At 59.3% G+C, this 16,100-nt stretch carries 17 protein-coding genes; 15 read left to right on the top strand and 2 right to left on the bottom strand.

The genetic code is table 11. The annotated features are described in order from the left end of the window. Window positions 1-13: 13 nt before the first annotated feature. The 5 genes from L6990_RS04750 to folE all read left to right on the top strand — a co-directional run bounded on the left by L6990_RS04750 (window position 14) and on the right by folE (window position 5,971). A complete protein-coding gene (locus L6990_RS04750) occupies window positions 14-1,186 on the top strand; it encodes a zinc-dependent metalloprotease (protein ID WP_237202923.1) in 1,173 nt (390 codons plus the stop codon). Beyond that, window positions 1,186-2,391, top strand: coding sequence for a tRNA lysidine(34) synthetase TilS (tilS, locus tag L6990_RS04745; protein ID WP_237202922.1), 1,206 nt, complete (start codon window positions 1,186-1,188; stop codon window positions 2,389-2,391). The genes L6990_RS04750 and tilS overlap by 1 nt, the downstream gene beginning before the upstream one ends. 80 nt (window positions 2,392-2,471) lie before the next feature. Continuing rightward, a complete protein-coding gene (gene hpt, locus L6990_RS04740) occupies window positions 2,472-3,023 on the top strand; it encodes a hypoxanthine phosphoribosyltransferase (RefSeq protein ID WP_237202921.1) in 552 nt (183 codons plus the stop codon). A 261-nt stretch (window positions 3,024-3,284) separates the two neighbouring features. Continuing rightward, window positions 3,285-5,405, top strand: coding sequence for an ATP-dependent zinc metalloprotease FtsH (gene ftsH / locus L6990_RS04735; RefSeq protein ID WP_440480484.1), 2,121 nt, complete (start codon window positions 3,285-3,287; stop codon window positions 5,403-5,405). Beyond that, window positions 5,405-5,971: a GTP cyclohydrolase I FolE gene (gene folE / locus L6990_RS04730; protein WP_237202920.1), complete on the top strand. Its 567-nt coding sequence runs from the start codon at window positions 5,405-5,407 to the stop codon at window positions 5,969-5,971. Before ftsH ends, folE begins: the two co-directional genes overlap by 1 nt. 76 nt (window positions 5,972-6,047) lie before the next feature. Here the strand turns inward: folE and L6990_RS04725 are convergent, their stop codons facing one another. Next, on the bottom strand, window positions 6,048-6,638 hold the full coding sequence (locus L6990_RS04725; protein ID WP_237202919.1) for a hypothetical protein: 591 nt from the start codon (window positions 6,636-6,638) through the stop codon (window positions 6,048-6,050). A 1-nt stretch (window position 6,639) separates the two neighbouring features. Further along, on the bottom strand, window positions 6,640-6,870 hold the full coding sequence (locus L6990_RS04720; protein WP_237202918.1) for a helix-turn-helix domain-containing protein: 231 nt from the start codon (window positions 6,868-6,870) through the stop codon (window positions 6,640-6,642). A gap of 251 nt (window positions 6,871-7,121) precedes the next feature. Here L6990_RS04720 and folP point away from each other — a divergent pair, with 251 nt between their 5' ends. From folP to panC, 10 genes are all read left to right on the top strand, one after another. After that, window positions 7,122-8,012, top strand: a complete 891-nt coding sequence (gene folP / locus L6990_RS04715; protein WP_237202917.1) for a dihydropteroate synthase — start codon at window positions 7,122-7,124, stop codon at window positions 8,010-8,012. Between the two features lie 249 nt (window positions 8,013-8,261). After that, window positions 8,262-8,678, top strand: a complete 417-nt coding sequence (gene folB / locus L6990_RS04710) for a dihydroneopterin aldolase (protein WP_237202916.1) — start codon at window positions 8,262-8,264, stop codon at window positions 8,676-8,678. Beyond that, a complete protein-coding gene (folK, locus tag L6990_RS04705; RefSeq protein ID WP_237202915.1) occupies window positions 8,668-9,174 on the top strand; it encodes a 2-amino-4-hydroxy-6-hydroxymethyldihydropteridine diphosphokinase in 507 nt (168 codons plus the stop codon). Before folB ends, folK begins: the two co-directional genes overlap by 11 nt. Next, complete coding sequence (locus L6990_RS04700; protein WP_237202914.1) at window positions 9,171-9,695, top strand: DUF3180 domain-containing protein; 525 nt, start codon at window positions 9,171-9,173, stop codon at window positions 9,693-9,695. The genes folK and L6990_RS04700 overlap by 4 nt, the downstream gene beginning before the upstream one ends. Window positions 9,696-9,790: 95 nt before the next feature. Next, window positions 9,791-10,450: a PH domain-containing protein gene (locus L6990_RS04695; protein WP_237202913.1), complete on the top strand. Its 660-nt coding sequence runs from the start codon at window positions 9,791-9,793 to the stop codon at window positions 10,448-10,450. Beyond that, window positions 10,451-12,094 carry a PH domain-containing protein gene (locus tag L6990_RS04690; protein ID WP_237202912.1) on the top strand — a complete coding sequence of 548 codons (1,644 nt, stop codon included), beginning with the start codon at window positions 10,451-10,453 and terminating at the stop codon, window positions 12,092-12,094. After that, a complete protein-coding gene (locus tag L6990_RS04685; RefSeq protein ID WP_237202911.1) occupies window positions 12,091-12,756 on the top strand; it encodes an ABC transporter ATP-binding protein in 666 nt (221 codons plus the stop codon). Before L6990_RS04690 ends, L6990_RS04685 begins: the two co-directional genes overlap by 4 nt. Next, the gene (locus tag L6990_RS04680) at window positions 12,753-14,129 is read left to right on the top strand and encodes a hypothetical protein (RefSeq protein WP_237202910.1); all 1,377 of its coding nucleotides are present in this window, start codon (window positions 12,753-12,755) and stop codon (window positions 14,127-14,129) included. The genes L6990_RS04685 and L6990_RS04680 overlap by 4 nt, the downstream gene beginning before the upstream one ends. A gap of 57 nt (window positions 14,130-14,186) precedes the next feature. After that, window positions 14,187-15,083: a Rossmann-like and DUF2520 domain-containing protein gene (locus L6990_RS04675; protein ID WP_237202909.1), complete on the top strand. Its 897-nt coding sequence runs from the start codon at window positions 14,187-14,189 to the stop codon at window positions 15,081-15,083. A 37-nt stretch (window positions 15,084-15,120) separates the two neighbouring features. Then, a complete protein-coding gene (gene panC / locus L6990_RS04670; RefSeq protein WP_237203105.1) occupies window positions 15,121-16,029 on the top strand; it encodes a pantoate--beta-alanine ligase in 909 nt (302 codons plus the stop codon). Window positions 16,030-16,100 lie beyond the last annotated feature (71 nt).

The raw sequence follows: 16,100 nt of genomic DNA, 5'->3' as shown, positions 1-16,100 counted from the left end.
AAAGTGGTGGTCTATGAATGCCTCACCCGATCCCCAGCGTCCTGCAGTAGCCCGCTCCGTGCCCCTGAATTTTGGGTTGGCTCACAAGGTTGCCCGCTTTATCACCCCCGGCGGGCCTCGGCTTGAAGACCAGCGTAAGCGCAGTGCCGTGGAGGACATGCGCTACGCTGCAACCGCCGCCGTGGATCACGTCTATAACATCACCAGTTTGGACGCCGCCCACAACCTGCACGACTCTGAGTTGCTTATCGTTGACCGCGCCACCTGGGTGCAAGCCAACGCCCAGTCCTTTGACGTCATGCTGGGGCCTGTGGCTGATGAAGTGCTGGGGAGCAAGCTAGAACATCTGACTGACACCCAGTACGCCATCACCGAGGTGGGCGGTGCCACCGAGCTGGGCGCGGTGCTGGGCTTCCTCTCCACCCGCGTGCTGGGGCAGTACGACCCCTACGCCGCGCTCGCCGGTCACGGGGCCTCCGGTGGCAGGCTCATGATCGTGGCACCTAACCTGGTTCAGCTGGAAAAAGAACTCAACCTTGACCCCGCGGATTTCCGTCTCTGGGTGGCACTGCACGAGCAGACCCACCGGGTGCAGTTCTCCGCTGCCCCCTGGTTGCGGGACTACCTGCTAGCCACCATGCACGATCTTGCCAGGGAACTGGGGCAGGTCACCGAGAACCTGCCCGAACGCCTCGCAACTGCGGCCACCGGCGCGGTGCGCGGCATGAAGAACCGCGAAGCACTGGGGGAGGGCACCCCTGCCCCCGGCGTTACCGCCCTGCTCAGCCCCGAAGGCAAGGAACTGATGAACCGGGTTACCGGCATCATGAGCCTGCTCGAAGGCCACGCCAACGTGGTCATGGACGCCGTGGACGGCTCCATCGTGCCCAGCGTCAAAACCATCCGCCGCCGCTTTGAGCGTCGCGGCAAAAATCAGGGCTTCTTCCCCCGTTTCATGGGTAAGCTCCTGGGCATGGACGCCAAAATGTTGCAGTACAAAAACGGGCAGAAGTTCGTGCAGTACATTGTGGATCAGGTGGGCATGGAGCGCTTCAACACCATCTGGGAAGCCCCCGAGAACCTACCGACCGCTACCGAAATCACCAGCCCGCAAGCATGGATTGACCGTGTGCTCGGCGCCGCCCCGGCAAAAACTATCTCAGCAGAAACCATCCCGGAGAACTAATGCAAGAGGCACGCAAAGGCAGACTTAACCCCACCGTGGGTGCAGCGCGCGGGGCGCTAGCTTCCGCCCTCAATGACACCCTGGGCCCGGGCACCGTGGCCCCGGCAGGCCGGGCTACCCGAAACCGGCAGGACGCTCACGGGCAGGACGTCGGTATCCAGCAAGAAAACGCTGCCGTGCCCCTGGTGCTGGTGGCGGTCAGCGGCGGCCCTGATTCTCTGGCGCTCGCCTCGCTCACTGCCCACTTTGCCCGCCGCGGTGATTTTCGTGCCGGTGCTATCGTGGTGGATCATCAGCTGCAAAAAGGATCGGGAGAAGTTGCCGAGAACACCGCCCGCGTTCTGCGGCAGATGGGGCTATCACCGGTTTTAGTAGAGAAAGTCACGGTTAATTCCAGTAGTGAGGGCCCAGAAATGGCGGCACGCCTTGCACGCTACGGGGCTTTTGAAAAGGCAGTCCGCGAAACCGGGGCCGCCGCCGTCCTTTTGGGGCACACCCTAGATGACCAGGCAGAAACCGTTCTGCTGGGTTTGGCACGAGGTTCAGGCACTCGGTCGCTCGCTGGCATGCCCGCCCTCAAAGAAGAAAACGGTGTCACCTACCTGCGCCCTCTTTTGAGCGTACGCCGCAGTGAGGTTGAAGAAATCTGCGCCGCCGAGAACCTGAACCCCTGGTACGACCCCACCAACACCGATCAGTCCCTCATGCGCGCCAAAGTGCGCCACAGCGTCCTGCCCTATCTTGAGGAGCATCTGGGAGGGGACGTAGCCCTATCGCTGGCACGCACCGCCGCTATCGCCGGGCCAGATGCCCTCTATATGCATCAACAGGCAGAAGCAGCCCTCACCCGGGTAGAGATCAGCCTTACCGAGGTGGGAGGCCTGGAAAAACTAAACCTACCCCCGGCAACTGAAGCAGCTGACCTGGTTCTACTAGACCGCACCAGCTTGCTGAACCTTCACCCAGCTTTGCGGGGCAGGGTGCTGGTGCTTGCCGTCAAAAAAGCCGGTGGTTTCAACCCCGGGTTCGAGCGTTTAGGTGCTCTGGATGAGTTTGTGAAAGAACACTCCATTGCAGGCCCCGTTCAATTGCCGGGCCATGTCAGCGCCTACCGGCGCCGCCCTTCGACTACCCTTTTGCGCCAGGAAAAACAGACAAACCTCAAAAAAACCGGGCTTATCGTTTTACTCAGCACCTCAAAGTAACCATACTTAAAGGTAGGACGCGCCGCTGCCCGTTTACGGGGGCGGTGCCAGCACCTTAAAACAACCAGAAAGCAACAGACGTGGACGCTAACGACGTACAGAACGACATCAAGCACGTTCTCTTCAGCAAAGAAGAGATTGACGCCAAAATTAAGGAGCTTGCCGCTCAGATCGATAAGGATTACGAAGGCAAGGACGTGCTGCTGGTAGGCGTACTCAAGGGCGCTATCATGGTGGTCGCCGACCTTTCCCGTGCGCTTAAGGCTCACTACACCATGGACTGGATGGCTGTTTCCTCCTACGGTTCAGGCACCAAGTCCTCGGGCGTCGTTCGTATCTTGAAGGATCTCGACACCGACCTGACCGGTCGCGATGTGCTCATTGTTGAGGACATCATTGATTCGGGCCTGACCCTCAAGTGGTTGCAGCAGAACCTGGTGTCCCGCGGCGCGGCGTCCGTGGAAATCTGCACTCTGCTGCGTAAGCCGAAGAGCGTGAAGACCGATGTTGACGTGAAATATGTTGGCTGGGATATTGAGCCTGAGTTCGTGGTCGGCTACGGCCTTGACTTCGCTGAGCGCTACCGCAACCTGGACTGCATCGTCACCCTGGCACCGCACGTTTACTCCTAAACTGCCTTAGCTTTGAGCGCGCAGGTAGCCCCCGGGCACCTGCGCGCTGCTGTATCTAAGCAGGGTCAGGGCGGGTAAGGGGAGAGGTAGCCCCGGCTTGCCCTTTAGCCCAGAGGCGAAACAAACTAGCATCACGGTTAGAATTCAGGAAACTTAGGTACATTAGATAGGTCTTTAAGTTCTTAGGCCCCGTTCGCGGCGGCAATAGAAAATGTAAGTGGTTGGGCTCGCCTAGCCCCGTCAGATGTGGAAGGCACGGCATTGACGCAAAAAACGGATAACACCCCTGATGGCAAGAAGAAGGGGTTCTTTGGCAAGCTGATTTCAGGGCCCTGGTTCTGGGTTCTTCTTGCCGTGCTCATTGCGGTCCCCATGCTGTTTGCTAACAGCTTTTCATCAGCACGCCAGGTTGATACCAACGTGGGTCTGGGGTTGCTGAACGACGATAAGGCGATCAGCGCCAAGATTTACGATGGCGATCAGCGCGTGGATCTTGAGCTCAAGGACGACTACGTGAATGGTTCTGGTGAAAACCAGGGCAAGTCCGTTTCTTTCTACTATGTTGAGCCCCGCGCTGATGATGTGGTGGCGGCTATGGACGATGCCGGCTTGGAATCCTTCACGGATCAGCCGGTGCAGACCAACTGGTTTACCTCCATGCTGTCCTTCATGTTGCCCTTCCTCATTCTGGTCGCTCTCTTCTGGTTCTTGATGTCTCGCATGGGCGGTGGCAGCTCCCAGATTATGAACTTCTCTAAGTCAAAGGCTAAGAAGTTCAACAAGGACAACCCGACCGTGCGTTTCGCCGACGTTGCCGGTGTGGATGAGGCTCTGGCTGAGCTTGAAGAGGTACGCGAATTTTTGGCTGAACCCGAGAAGTTCACCCGTCTGGGCGCGAAGATTCCCAAGGGTGTTCTGCTCTATGGCCCTCCCGGGACCGGTAAAACTCTGCTGGCTAAGGCTGTTGCTGGTGAAGCCGGCGTGCCCTTCTTCTCCATCTCCGGTTCTGACTTCGTTGAAATGTTCGTTGGTGTGGGTGCCTCCCGCGTGCGAGACCTCTTCAAGGAAGCCAAGCAGAACCCCGCCGCCATCATCTTCGTGGACGAAATTGATGCTGTTGGCCGCCAGCGCGGCGTCGGCATGGGCGGCGGTAATGACGAACGCGAGCAGACCCTTAACCAGTTGCTGGTTGAGATGGACGGCTTCGACGGAACCTCCAACATCATTGTTATTGCGGCGACCAACCGCCCCGACGTGCTGGACCCCGCGCTGTTGCGCCCCGGCCGTTTCGACCGCCAGGTGGGCGTGGACGCCCCCGATATGGCAGGACGCACGCGCATCCTTGAGGTGCATGCTGCTGGCAAGCCGATTGACCGCCGCGTTGACCTGGGCTCAGTTGCTAAGCGTACCCCCGGTTTCACCGGTGCTGATCTTGCCAACGTTATGAACGAAGCGGCCCTGCTGACGGCCCGCGATGGTGGCAACGTCATTGATGAGCGTGCCATTGACGAGGCGATTGACCGTGTTATGGCAGGCCCCCAGCGTTCTTCCCGCATTATGAACGAGCACGAACGTAAGGTCACCGCCTACCACGAGGGCGGTCACGCTCTGGTAGCTGCTGCCCTGCGTAACTCGGCACCCGTCACCAAGATTACGATTCTGCCCCGTGGCCGCGCCCTGGGTTACACCATGGTCATGCCGCAGGATGATAAATACTCCACCACCCGCCACGAACTGCTAGACCAGATGGCCTACGCCATGGGTGGCCGCGCCGCTGAAGAAGTTGTCTTCCACGACCCCTCAACCGGTGCGTCCAACGATATTCAGAAGGCAACCGACACCGCGCGCAAGATGGTGACCGAATACGGCATGAGCGCCAAGGTGGGATCGGTGCGCCTGGTCGCTAAAGAATCTGACCCCTTCCTGGGTGGTGGCGGTGGCGGCGGCAACCAGCATTCCGATGCTCTGGCTGCTACCGTGGACGCCGAGGTGCAGGCCCTGCTTGAGGGTGCTCACGATGAGGCTTTCCAGATTCTGGTTGAGAACCGCGACGTGCTGGACACCCTGGCTCTGGCCCTGCTAGAGAAGGAAACTCTGTTAGAGAACGAGCTGGCAGAAATCTTTGCCAACGTGCGCAAGCGCCCCGAGCGCGAGCACTGGTACTCCAAGGAGACCCGCGAGAAGACCGATATTCCCCCCGTGCTAGCCCCCAGCGAACGTGCTGAGGCAAACCAGGGTGAGAGCGAAGAGTCTGATAACGCTCCCGTTGAGGGCATTGTGCAGCAGCCGGTGGTTGATCCCATGGACCATGGCACACCCCACCCCGGCGCGGCCGGCCCTGAGGGGACCCCCGATGTGGACCCGCTGGGAGGGCAGCGCTAGTGGCGGTGGACCAGCCCCGTATCGAGGCGGCGGTTCGCGAGATCCTGCTGGCGATCGGTGAAGACCCCGAACGCGACGGTCTCTTGGATACCCCTGCCCGCGTGGCGCGTGCCTACGAGGAAATGTTTGCTGGCCTTCACCAGGACGCCGCTGACCTTCTGGGCACCACCTTCGATATCGACCATTCCGAGATGGTGCTGGTCAAGGACATTCCTTTCTTCTCTACCTGCGAGCATCACCTGGTGCCCTTCTACGGAACAGCGCACATTGGCTACATTCCCGGAGGGGATGGCAAGGTAACCGGTCTATCCAAGCTGGCACGTCTGGTGGATCTCTACGCTAAGCGCCCACAGGTGCAGGAACGCCTGACTACTCAGGTGGTTGAAGCTCTTGAAGAGCATCTGGCTCCTTTGGGTGCCATTGTCGTGATGCAGGCTGAGCACATGTGCATGTCCATGCGTGGCGTGCGTAAGCCCGGCACTAAGACCGTGACTTCGGCGGTACGCGGCGCTTTGCACGACCCGGCTACCCGGGCCGAGGCAATGAGCCTTATTAACGCTTCCTAGCCTGAAGATTAGAAAGGGGCCTGTTTGTAGCAACAAACCGGCCCCTTTCGTTGTGCCCTAGCGCCGAGGGCACCTGTTAGATCGTGGCGTCTGTGTCTTCCTGAAGGGTCAACCCCCGGCGTAGTGCTCCTTCGATGAAGAAGAGAGCTGCGATAAACAGAATGGTCACCATGCCCTGGTCTGAGAAGAAGGTTGCCTCTTTTTCTAGGGAATCCAGAACGTAGGCCCTGCTGACACCAAAGGCCACCACCTCAGTGAAAATGGAGTAGCCAATCATGCCGATTAGCAGGACGATGGGCACGGCTCGCAGGGTCGACAGGGCTGTAGCGGTGAAGTCAGCCTTGCGGTAGAAAACCCTAGCCACCCGGTGAAGGAGCACCGCTGTGGCGAGGTAGACCAGGAACTTCCAGGCGAAACCCGCCCAGGCTGCCACTACGGTGAGCTGGCCGAGATTCTCTGCGCTGACCCAGTGAGTGCCGCCGGTGAGCTCGGGGTTGAAGCGGTGCAGGGGTGAGGGAATGCCCTGCTCTGGCCACTGCATGACGGCAAGCCCAAGGACCATGAAGATAGCGAAACCGGTGTAGATGTAGGCGACGCTGAAGTTGTGTTCTTCTGGCTGGGGCTTGTTGTCGGCGTCCAGCCCTAGGTAGTTTTTGAGGTTTCCCATCTCATGCTCCTTGGCTGTCGTAGGTGAAGAGGTCGCCCGGGCTGCAGTCTAAGACCTGGCAGAGGGCGGTGAGGGTTGAGAAGCGGACGGCGCGTGCCCGGTTATTTTTGAGCACCGACAGGTTGGCAACCGAGACGCCCACCTGCTGGGAGAGCTCGACCAGGCTCAGGTTTCGCTCGTCTAGAAGCCGGTCAAGGTTACACCTGATCTGGTGTTCCTGGTCTGGTGGCATGCGTCCCTCCCTACATCAAAAAGCCTATCGTTTATCGATATGCTCTAGTGTGGCATATCGATAAACGATAGGCAAGAGGGGGAGCTGTTTTCGCGAGCGTGCACCTTATCGCCGAGCGTGCGCATTAGAGGCGCACACTCGGCGATAAGGCGCACGCTCGCTGTTGAGGTTAGCCAGGCGCGGCACCGGGCGCCCCGCCAGCTTCCCCTGTAGGGGTGCGGTCTAGTCAGCCTGCCACCTAGACTGGAGACATGAATTTACCGCACGCTCACGGCACTTTTGAGGCTTTGCCTACCGACCGAACCCTGGTGATGGGGATTCTCAACGTCACCCCGGATTCCTTCTCTGATGGCGGTTTGCACGCCACCACCGAGACCGCAGTGGCGCACGCTTTGCGTCTGGTAGAGCAGGGGGCTGACATTATCGACGTGGGTGGTGAGTCCACGCGCCCCGGTGCGGTGCGCGTCCCGCTGGCTGAAGAGCAGCGCCGGGTGCTACCCGTGGTTGAAGCGCTGGCGGCGCAGGGGATTGTGATGAGTGTTGATACCCTCAACCCAGAAACCGCCCGGGCGGCTGTGGATGCCGGCGCCCACATCATCAACGATGTAGCCGGTATGAGTCTGCGTGATGACATGGTCGAAGCGGTAGCGGAGCTGAAGGTTCCTTACATTCTTATGCACGCCCGGGGCACCTCTCAGACCATGGATTCTCAGGCGACTTACGGCCGGGTTGCTGATGAGGTGATTGCTGAGCTGATGGGGCTGCGCCAGCGTCTACTTGCTGGGGGAGTGGAGTCGCAGAAGATTATCCTTGACCCTGGGCCTGGTTTCGCAAAACGTGGGGAGCAGAACTGGCAAATTCTGGCGGGTATTGAGGGTCTGGTTGCCCAGGGGCATAAGGTTCTGGTGGCAGGGTCCCGCAAGCGGTTTATTGCCGCTGCCTTGCAGGCCAGCGACGCGGCGTCCGCCGGGCTGCCTGTAGAGCAGGTTGCTGAGCGTGCGCCCGCTGATCGTGATGTTGCCAGTGCTGCCCTTAGCCTGATGGCGGCGGACGCCGGGGCTTGGGCAGTGCGGGTGCATAATGTGCGTGCGACCGTGGACGCTCTAGCGGTGAGGTCTGCCTGGCAACAGGGTGCCGAATAGGCTGTCGAAACATACTTCTCAACGCTGCAATAAACGCTTCACAAAAGAAAAAGTGTTTGTGACCTTAACCTCCTTTTTTGGGTGATGTGAAACTCAGCAAGCTGGGAGTTTCCGCAGAAAATCGGCAAAGTTTGAACAAATCATGCTTAAAAGCACAAATTACTAGCAGGTCACGCGGCCTAAGCACCGTGGATAATTGCTAGACAAGACACCGACGATGGTGCCCACTGACCCCGGTGAAAGGTGGCCATGCACGTTCACGAATCATCTAGCGATTTCACGCGCAGGGACTACTCGCGCGCCGACCGCATCACGCTGACCGGCGTGGGCAGCGTCGGCTATCACGGCGTGCTCGATACCGAGAAGCAAACAGGGCAGCCCTTCTTCGTCGATATCACCATGTTCACCGATTTCACCCAAGCTGCCGCTACCGACGATGTCGCTAATACCGTCAATTATGCTGAGGTCGCTGAAGTGATCCGCGAAATTGTCACCGGTGAATCCTTAAATCTGATTGAAACCCTGGCAGAGAACATCGCGCAGACTGTACTGGAGCGCTTTCCGCTGGACGCTGTGGAACTAACCGTGCACAAGCCTAAAGCTCCTATCGAAGTCACCTTCGCAGATGTTGCGGTCACAATTTTTAGGGAGAATCATGCCCGTTAAAGCTGTTCTTGCGCTGGGGTCAAACCTGGGTGCTAGTGAAGACACCCTGGCCCAGGCTGTTGCTGATCTTGCTGCTCACGAGAAGATTGAGATTACCCAAGTCTCACCGATTGCGATTACTGCACCCGTGGGAGGCCCCGCCGGTCAACCGGATTACACCAATATGGTCATTGAGATAACGGTAGCTATGCGGCCCTTCATGCTCCTGGAATATTGCCAGAGCATCGAAGAGAAGCACCACCGCACCAGAGAGGTGCGCTGGGGCCCTCGCACCCTGGACATCGATATCATCGACATTGCCTCCCTTGAGATGGACGACCCCGACCTCACCCTGCCCCACCCCCGCGCCGCTGAACGCGCCTTCGTCCTTGAACCCTGGGCCCGTATGGACCCTGCCGCCCAGCTCATGGGATCCTCTGTACGAGAACTTGCGGATGTAGCCCCTGACGCAGAAGGCATTAGGGAGTTCCGCCCAGCCCCAGTGGTGTACGCGTGAATCTGAAGCCCCGCGCGCTGGCGCTCGCCCTTGCCGTTGGAGCCGCTGTCGGCGCCATCGTTAATTCGCTGAGCGTGCGTAACGGGGGGCCGGAGCTTTCCCTCCCCGCCCTTATCTGGGTGGCTGCTCTCCTGATTGGCGGCACAGTCCTTTATCTGGCTAGCCAGGTCAGTAAGTTCAGCAAACGTGAAACCCGCAGCCAGGCGGGCAACATGAACTCCCTGCTCGCTGCTCGCGTTGCGGTCTTTGCGCAGTCGCTGGCCCTGACCGGTGCACTGGTTATGGGCTGGCAACTAGCTATCCTGGTCTTCCAACTTGGCCTCATGAGCAGTCGCGCTTCTACCTGGCCGCTCGCAGAATCAGCTATCTCCATGGTCGCAGGGCTGTTTATGATGCTTTCCGGCGTTATCGCAGTGAACATGTGCAGAATCCCTCCCGGTGATGATGAGGACGGCGGCGGCACGGGTCTGGGCGAGGGTCTGCCGCAGACCGGGCCCCTGGCTAACCGCGAAAGTAAGTAGTATCCTTCTTCGACAGATTATTTTCTTCGCTAGCTTCCATGCCTGTGAAACAATGAACACTGAGGTTGATGAGATACTAGGCAGGGAGCGCTTCCATGACTGAGAACAGGCTGATTGAAGATAACGACCAGGGGCAGGCTGTGCGTCCGTCTGCTACCGAGGTACCTTGGCAGGAGTCTGAAGCACAAAACCCTGTTAGCTCTCCAGTTTTTACCCCCACTCTGCCTCCGCTTGACCTGGACGGTCTGGGCAAGGATTTCATTGACCCCGCCGACATTGAATGGAAGCGGGTATCCCCCAAATACTTCAAGGTGCGTATGATTTCGCGGGCTATCTGGTCGCTTATTATGATTGCTCTGGCCTGCCTTCCCCTGCTGTTGACCGAGGTTCTGGGCTGGTGGAATATGCCGCTGTGGCTATCGGTATCTTTGGCTGCGGTAATGGTGGTGTGGCAAATCTGGCTGACCGTTATCGTCAGCCGGCAGGTGCACGCCCTGGGCTACAGCGAACGTGCTGAGCACCTGCTGACCCGCAGGGGCATCATGTTCCGCAAGGTGCGCGCAGTACCCTACGGGCGCATCCAGTTCATTGATGTAAGCTCCGGGCCCATTGAGAATATGGTGGGTCTTAGCCATCTTGACATCAAAACGGCCGGTGGAGCTAGCACCGTCCTTCCCGGGCTTGATAGGACAGAGGCCCAACGTCTGCGTGAAATTTTGACCGACCTATCTGATACCAAGATGGTGGGCCTGTAAATGAGCGCCACACAACTTGAAAACACGGCGCACTCAGATGAACCTCTCGATCGGGAGCAAGAACAGACCCTGACCTGGCGCCGGGCACACCCGCTCTCACCCCTGGTGCGGTCCTGGCTGATCATCGTTGCCTTCCTTTTGGGGATTGTGCGCCCCGCTGTTGAAGACTTCTTTAGGGGCGATGATCCCCTGACCTTCCAGGATTTGGCGACAGTGCAACCGCCTGAGTCCGGAATCCTGGCATGGTTGCACATCTTCGGCAGTTTCTGGCTTCCGGTAGCTGCCGTGCTGGTTTTTCTGCTGCTGCTGGTTCCCTTTTTTCTGACCTGGTTTTTTTACCGGTTTGCGGTGGATACCTCCAACGTTTACATCAAGAGCGGCATGCTCTTCAAAACTGAGCGCAAGGCACGCCTTGACCGGGTGCAGTCTATCGACGTCAACCGGCCCCTGGTCGCCCGCATACTGGGGCTTGCTGAACTTAAGTTCGATGTGGCGGACGGCGCGGGGTCAGCCTTGCAGGTGCAGTATCTTAGCTACCGAGAGGCACGCAGGCTACGCGATGAACTGCTGGTGCAGGTGCGGGAACTGAAGTCAGGCTCGAAGCCTAGCGCGGCTGGTAGCCAGCTAGAAGTTGAGCATTCTGCCCCAGAGGTAAGTGCTCATACAGGGGAACACCATCTGCGTCAGCGCCTGGCCCAGCACGTCACCGAGAACTTCCTGGGGGTACGCGGTGAGGGCGAGCAGCAGATTGTGCACGTGCCGGTGGCCAGGTTGCTGGGGTCTATGTTCCTTTCGCTGGGAGTATTTTCCGGTGTGCTGTTTGTTGGTGCTCTGATGGGTGTCATGCTCTGGTCAGACATCTCTTTCGGCGCTGTTTTTGCTTCTAACCTGGCTTTGATTGCGGGTCTGGCATCTGCTCTGTGGAAGCGTCTGAACACCGGGTGGAACTTTAGACTGGTGACCAGCCCTGATGGTCTGAAGACCCGTTTTGGCCTTACCGATACCGTCACAAGAACCGTGCCTGAGGGGCGCATCCAGTCGGTGATTGTCACCCAGCCCCTGCTCTGGCGCCTGACCGGCTGGTACAAGGTATCTGTTGCCCTAGCCGGGCAGGGTGAAGGCGAAAATGCCGCTTTTGCCGGTGAGTTGCTGCCGGTGGGCACTCGCTCTGACCTGCTGCGCATCCTACCCCTGGTCGTTGTCGATGAGGCGCACGGCGGGGCTACCGCTGAGCAGCTGCATGCAGGTCTGGACGCTAAGGGTAGCGGTCACGGCTTTACCGCTAGTCAACTTACTGCCCGCTTCCGCGTTGACTGGTTTGCAATCAGCCGCAATGCCTTTTCGCAGACTCCCGCACTATTGCTGGTGCGCGGTGGCATGATGACCAAAAAACTAAGCATTACCCCGCACGCGAAAATTCAGCAGCTTGAACTGAAGCAGGGGCCTCTGGGTAAGCGCTACGATTATGCGGAGGTATCGGTGACTGCCGCCGGTGCCCTGGTGAGTGGTAGCGAGATAGACCTCGTGGACACCGCAACGGCCCGCGCCTTGTTGGTCCGTCAGGCCCAGCTGGGCGTCCACGCCAACCAGGTATTGGCTACCCCCGGGTGTTCGCTCACAGGCAGGGCGGAGGACAGCCCTTGATTGAGTTACTTGCTGCCAAGAAGGCCTTTAAAGAGAACCTGGTTTTTGAGGACGCCTCGGTGCAGCTGCATCCCGGCACCTACTACACCCTGACCGGGCCAAACGGCTCGGGCAAGTCGACTCTCATGAAGTGCCTGCTGCAGCAAGAAGAGCTGACCGAGGGGCAGATGCTTCTGAACGGTGCGCCGGTTAAGTCCTCGTCCCGCCCCTTCCGTACCCAGGTCTTCGGCATCAATGACGCCATCGGCTGGTTGCCCGGGGTGACTGTGGGCCAGCACCTTGAAATGATGGCGCGGGCTGCCACAGAAATTAACACCGCTCTGGGCGCTGACCCCGAGAATCTCTACAGCCCGCGCGAAGCCCTAGAAGAGCTGGGCGTGCCCCAGGCCTACGACCGGCAGCCCTACACCCTAAGCTCTGGGCAGGAGCAGCGCTCGCGCCTAGCATCCCTGCTGGTACGCCCGGCCCGCTACTATTTTCTGGACGAACCCGAAAAACGGTTGGATACCGCCGGCGTGCAGTGGATCACCGAGTGGGTTGACTGGCGGGTTACGGACTTAGGCGATATGGTCTGCATTGCTACGCATGACCCGCTGCTCAATGAAATAGCGGGTACCGTCAATCTGCGTTTCCCTCTGAACCAAGAAGAGAGCCGGGCGTGAGCGCCCTATCGGTCGCCCGCAGCCGCGGGGACCGTTTCGTAGAGGTCTACAATTCTTTCTTTTACGTGGCAGTATTTTTCGCTATTGCAGCCACTATGGCCTACGGGCTTCGCAATGTTCGCGGTACTTACCTTTACTTCACCCTCACCGATCAGCAGGCCCTACCTTTCTTTGCTGGTGCCCTCCTGATTTCTAGTGCCGCCTTTGCCTGCATCCTCTATCTTCTGGGGCCGATTGCCTATTCTTCTTCGGATCTCTTCTGGCGTTTTACCGGTCGCCTGCCCGGGCGCAATCTTTGGCGACGCACCGAGAGCTGGGCGGTGCTGGCGTCCTGGGGGCTGGTCTCCACTCTGCTCGCCACTATCTTTGCCCCTTTTTCAGCCGCTTGGCTGGTGGGAACAGCCCTTGCAACCATGCTCTTCGGGGCGGTTCTCATGCAGGGGGCGCTGGGCTGCCAACTGCTGGGCAGAAAGCTGCCCCTCCTGCTCTGGGCGGCAGGTGCTTTTACTCTTGGCGTGGGTGTGGTGCTGCTGACTACCACCGGTTTAGGGACTGGCGTGAGGCTGGATTTCGTGCCCTTCCTTGCCGGTGGCTGGGTCTTGGCGGCGATAGTAGGTTCTTTAGCCCTAGCCCTCTGGACGGCGCGCACCCCGCTGGAATGGCGCGCAGCAACGGCGGCTTACGGCAGAAGTTCCATGTTACTCTATGCTCTACGCAATGTGGGCGGGGCTGATGGTTACCGCTACTACGGCTCGGAAAGCTCCCGCACCCGGCGCCGGGTCATCTCTGCCTCGGCGGTGCGACTTTCGCTAGCGGCCTTGGCGGACAGCCTCTTACCGTTGATGCTCACCGCCCTGGTCAGCTTACCTTTTGCTATCTTCCTGGGAGTGGGGTTCGGTGCCCTCGGCGCGGGGGCTGCTATCGCACTGGGCACATGGGCTGTGGCCTCTTTCTACCGCTGGCTGACCCGTGAGTGGGCGTCCCACCAGGCTCTGCGCCAGTGGCTGGGGGCTCCCTACTATCGCACATTGCTGGGGTTCGCAACGGGCTCCGGTGTTGCTACAGCTGTCTACGTGCTGACCATGGCACTGGTTTTTCAGCTACCTCTCCAGCTAGCTCTGGGCGGACTGCTCTTTGGGCTTGCGATAGCGCTGGGCGAGGTAAACCCGCCCACCCAGTTCAACTACGATCTCACCGTCACCACTATTGAGGGGCTGGCCGTCCCCATTGAACCCGTTATTGCCACTCTAAAAACCGTGGGGCTTTTGGTGGGTATAACGGCTTCCTTCATGCTTGGTGGTGCTGCTCCGCTACTGGTACCCGCAGCGTTGCTGGTAGCGCGAACCGTGCAACACCTGCGCTCTGCCCGCTAGACTGCCGCCTGCGCGTAGAATGGTGGGGCATCTGCACCTGCCACCGAAAGGCCGCCCGTGAATCCCCTGAAACCTGCCCGCCTGGGTATAGGCATTATTAGCGCCGGGAAAGTGGGAGCAGTTCTAGGGGCCGCATTGCGTACAGCCGGTCACGCTATCGTGGGGGTGCACGCTGTTTCTGAGGCCTCCCAAACCCGCGCTGAGGTGCTGCTGCCCGGCGTCCCGGTGTTGGCTATCCCCGAGATTGTTGAACGCAGTGAAGTGGTTCTTTTGGCAGTGCCCGATGACGCCCTGCCCTCCCTGGTCAAAGGCTTGGCAGAAACTAAAGCCTGGCAGCAGGGGCAGATTGTTCTTCATACCAGCGGACGCCACGGTACTGATGTGCTGGCCCCCGCTAAAGAGTGCGGTGCTATCGGTCTGGCTATCCACCCGGCTATGACCTTCACCGGGCTGTCTCTTGACCTCACCCGCCTCAAAACCACTAGTTTTGGTGTCACCGGCCCTGCTCCCTTCCTGCCCATTGCCCAGGCGCTAGCTGTTGAGATGGGTGGTGAGCCGGTCCAGATTGCTGAGGGAGACCGGGCGCTCTACCACGCTGCCCTGGCTCACGCTTCTAATCACCTGGTCACTATCACCGGTCAGTCCCTGCAGATTCTGCGGTCTATCGGGGTAGAAGATCCCGCTCGTTACCTTGAACCTCTGCTGCGAGCATCCTTAGATAACGCCTTATCAGCGGGAGAAAATTCGCTCACTGGCCCCGTGGCTCGCGGGGATGCTCATACGGTGGATGCACACGCCCAAACTCTGGCAGGATTCGCGGTAGAGGAAGAAGCGGGCGACATCAGCTCTGCTTACCTGGCCCTGGCACGAGCCACCGCCGAACGTGCCCACCGCCGCGGGGCGCTCAGCGATGAGCAGTACAATAGTGTGCTTGCAGCTTTGACGGTAAACTAGAGCCTGTCGTCCAGTGAAAGGACCTCTCACAGTCGTGATGAGCCAACCCGCTATTACACACACCATCGCTGATCTTGGTAACGAGATGCTGCTGGCGCGCGCCAGTGCAGCCAGCCAGCTAGGCGCCCAGAAGGGCTCCAAGAAGCAGCTGACCGTGGGCTATGTCGCCACCATGGGTGCTCTGCATGAGGGGCATGCCACCCTGATTCGCCGCGCCCGCGAGCAGAATGATCTGGTGGTGCTGTCCATCTTTGTGAACCCCCTGCAATTCGGGCCCAATGAGGACTTCGACCTCTACCCCCGCACCCTTGAAGCGGATGCCGCGCTGGCAGCTGAAGCCGGGGTGGACGTTATCTTTGCCCCCACGGTTGAAGAAATGTACCCCGGGGGCCAGCCTCGTATTACGGTGTCCTCCGGCGAGCTGGGTAACCTCTTTGAGGGTAAAACCCGCCCCGGGCACTTTGACGGTGCGTTGACGGTGGTTAACAAGTTCTTCAATATTCTTAAGCCGCTGACCGAGGGCGCTATCCTGAATGCTTACTTTGGGCAGAAGGACGCCCAGCAGTTGGCCCTGATGCAGCGTATGGTTACCGATTTCAACCACGATGTGGTCATCAAACCTGTACCCATCGTGCGTGCGGACGACGGGTTGGCGCTGTCTTCGCGCAACCAGTACCTCACCCCTGAGGACCGCGAAGCTGCCCTGGTGCTCTCCCGCACCCTGGCTCATTTGCGCGAAAAGCACATCACCGGTGTCCTCAGCGATACTGCCGTGGACGAAGCGCGGGAGACCATCAACAGCACTCCCGGCGTGCGTCTTGATTACCTTGAAGTAATTGATCCCGCCACCTTCCAAGCTCCCGTTGACGATCAGGGGCGTGTGCTGGCACTCGTAGCAGCCTACGTGGGCAAGACCCGCCTCATCGATAACATGGACATTAACTAGACCACCTTTGCACCAATCTCAGAACGGGTAAACCATTGACTGAACAGGGCACTACCGTGCACGAAAAGAAC

This window comes from Rothia endophytica (genome assembly GCF_928381505.1).
Classification (GTDB): Bacteria; Actinomycetota; Actinomycetes; order Actinomycetales; family Micrococcaceae; genus Rothia; species Rothia endophytica_A.
Note: the sequence above shows the minus strand (reverse complement) of the source record. Positions and strands in the feature narration are given on the sequence as shown.